At 36.2% G+C, this 2,836-nt stretch carries 3 protein-coding genes; 2 read left to right on the forward strand and 1 reads right to left on the reverse strand.

The window, feature by feature from the left end; translation table 11 throughout:
- Window positions 1-293: 293 nt before the first annotated feature.
- Window positions 294-1,319, reverse strand: coding sequence for an LLM class flavin-dependent oxidoreductase (locus AC1DRF_RS21745; RefSeq protein WP_162214116.1), 1,026 nt, complete (start codon window positions 1,317-1,319; stop codon window positions 294-296).
- A gap of 330 nt (window positions 1,320-1,649) precedes the next feature.
- On the opposite strand from AC1DRF_RS21745, the gene AC1DRF_RS21750 reads away from it, so the two are divergent.
- Both AC1DRF_RS21750 and AC1DRF_RS21755 read left to right on the forward strand, forming a co-directional pair.
- Window positions 1,650-2,180: a hypothetical protein gene (locus AC1DRF_RS21750; protein ID WP_477741673.1), complete on the forward strand. Its 531-nt coding sequence runs from the start codon at window positions 1,650-1,652 to the stop codon at window positions 2,178-2,180.
- Window positions 2,181-2,190: 10 nt separating this feature from the next.
- Window positions 2,191-2,715, forward strand: coding sequence for a GNAT family N-acetyltransferase (locus AC1DRF_RS21755; RefSeq protein ID WP_013056766.1), 525 nt, complete (start codon window positions 2,191-2,193; stop codon window positions 2,713-2,715).
- The last annotated feature ends 121 nt before the right edge of the window (window positions 2,716-2,836 follow it).

Here is a 2,836-nt window from a genome sequence, read left to right on the forward strand (position 1 = left end):
GAGAAATAGTGTGATCATCGCATAATAGTGTATCATCCAAATCTAAAACAATCATTTTGTAAGGCATATTTTTAAATTCCCTTCTTCTACTAGACTCATATCTTCATATGGTACTATAAAAAAACGTTTGATTCAATTTAATGATTTTTTGAAACAATGAGAGGTATGCGTATACTTTGTTTGAACTCCTCGGAAGTAGATAAAACAATGAAAAACACGAACTAATAATCGATAATTTTGATTATTGGTTCGTGTTTTATTTCTGCTAAAATACTTTTATCTCAGCTTCTGGATTAGTAAGCAGCTAGAGTTTGATTAATTTTCTGCACATCTCCTTCATTGAATGCTTCTTTTAAGAGCGTATAAGATTGCTTTTTTTGTTCGAAATTCTGAATAGCGGTAAGTATGATAAATTCATCAATAGAAAATTCCTGTTTCAAAGCTTGAAGCTTTTGACGAATGGTTTCTTTTGTACCGTATATAACGTTTGCTTCTTTTTCTTCAATTCGATAGCTTTCTTTGGACTGCTGACCAAATTCTTCAGCTTTTTCTTTGGACCCTAATGTAGCGGACTTCCCATTTTGTAAGTATACTTTAAATATTTTTGTGCTGGATGCTAATGCTTTTGCTTCTTCTAAGGTATCCGCTACGATGACGGAAAGGGCAACGACAAGCGAGCGTGCGCGAGATGAAACGTGCTGATTATAGACAGAAATCGCTTCTTCCAGCACTTTTTGATCGCCATTAATAAATTGAGCAAATACATAAGGAAGGTTTAATGAACCCGCAAGCTCTGCGCTTGAAGCACTTGCTCCCAGTAAAAATATATCTGCCGATTTTTCGGGCCTTGGATAGGCTTTTAAACCGTAAAGAGGGTGATCTTCCGGCAGCGTATTGTTTAGGTATTGTTTAAGTTCTATCAGTTTGTCTGTTAAGGACTTAGTGGGCTGAGAGTTTTGTTGCAAGGCTTGAGTAGAATGAGGTAGTCCTCCTGGTGCTCTACCGATTCCAAGATCGATGCGATTTGGAGATAATGAGGCTAAAACATTAAAATTTTCTGCTACTTTATAAGGGCTGTAGTGCTGAAGCATAACACCACCTGAGCCGATACGGATATGATGCGTTTTAGCGAGCAGGTGAGAAATTAACACTTCAGGTGATGATCCTACAACATGTGCAGAGTCATGATGCTCCGCTACCCAAAAGCGGTGGTAGCCAAGTTCTTCTGCTAGCTGAGCTAATTGTATAGTATGCTGAAATGCATCTTCAGCACGCTCACCTTCACAACGTGGGCTTTGATCTAAAATACTTAATTTCACTGAAAACACTCCTTAAAGTTGATAAAAAAGGTAAGAATAATTGGGATTAATTTTAGCAAAGGATTTTCCAGATGAAAAGAGTTTTTTTAAAGAAAAATATTTTTTGAAAAATAAGTTGACTTTGCCATTTTGAGGCTATATAGTTGAATCATCAAACAGAAAAGCCGATAAAACAACTTGGATAAATAAGAATTAAGTGAGTATGTTTCAAAGACACTTCACTTCATTCTCCGGTTTTATCAAAGAAACAACAATTAAAGCTGATTGGTCTACCAAAGGCTCCTGAGGAAACTCCAGGAGCCTTTTTGCTATAAAAAGGAGGGGAAGAAAGTGAGCGATGTATGTATTTTATATAACGGAAGCTCTCATAATTATCAACAAATAGCCTTAGTGAAAGATGAGCTAGAAGCTTGCTTAACCTCAAAAGGAGTGCATGCAGAAACTATTTTGTATCATGATGTACACGCTTTGAAGCAGGAAGCGCAGAAGGAAGTAAAGGGATTTATTTCAAAATTGAACCAAGCTAAAAGTATTATCGTTCTGTTATCTGGAGTAAATGAAATATACGTACAGTCTTTTGACCGGCTAACAAAAATATTGCSAAAAGATTTATTACATGAAAAAATACTTCTGCCAATTCTTATTGGTGAAAATGTGAATTCTTTACTAAAAGCTAAGTATGATTTAAAACTTTTAGCGTCTTTTTTAGGTAGGCCTTATTGGCTCAGCACTCTTTTTCTGCTGCATGAATACGTCTCTTTTACAGGCATCAACAATGCGAATGCCAAAAGTCGTTTAAAGGAAGCTGTGGATGAGCTGATTTATAAAGCCGATCTATCTCTTCAAACATTTATAAAATGAGGTGAAGAAAATGAGTGAATTATTTCGATTAGCAACCGTAGAAGATGCTGAAGAACTGTTGAATTTAACACTTCGAGCATACGAGCCGATTCGAGAGCTAGGAATTAAGTTTCCAGCCGCAACGGCAACGATTGAACTTGTAAAAGAAAACATTCAAAACAGCCGTTGCTACGTGCTGGAAAGTGATAAAAAAATCGTAGCTACGATTACAGCAAGAACGTATAAAGAAATAACGAACTGGCCTTTCTTATGGTGGTTTGCCGTAGATCCTTTGGTTAAAAAGAAAGGAGTAGGTTCTAAACTCTTAACATGGGTTGAAGAAACAATTATTCGGGATCAATTGGGGGAACCTGCCGTTACATTGGCTACTTCTGATCGACATCCGTGGTTGATTCCTATGTATGAAAGGAAAGGGTATGAACGTTTTTTTGAAGTCGATCAAGGAGAAGAAGGAAAAGGTGTATTCTTAAGAAAAATCTTACATCCTGAAAGATACGAGTTAGAAAAGCACAAGGAGTTACAAAAAGCTAATTAATCATTTAAAAGAAAAGAGGAAAAACCATGTCAGCAAAGATTTTATTATGGAATCGAAAAGGTTGTCATCATTGCGAGGAACTAAAAGCATATTTTCATGAGAAAGGATATCAATATGAAAG

The organism is Priestia sp. P5_B4, from assembly GCF_056400385.1.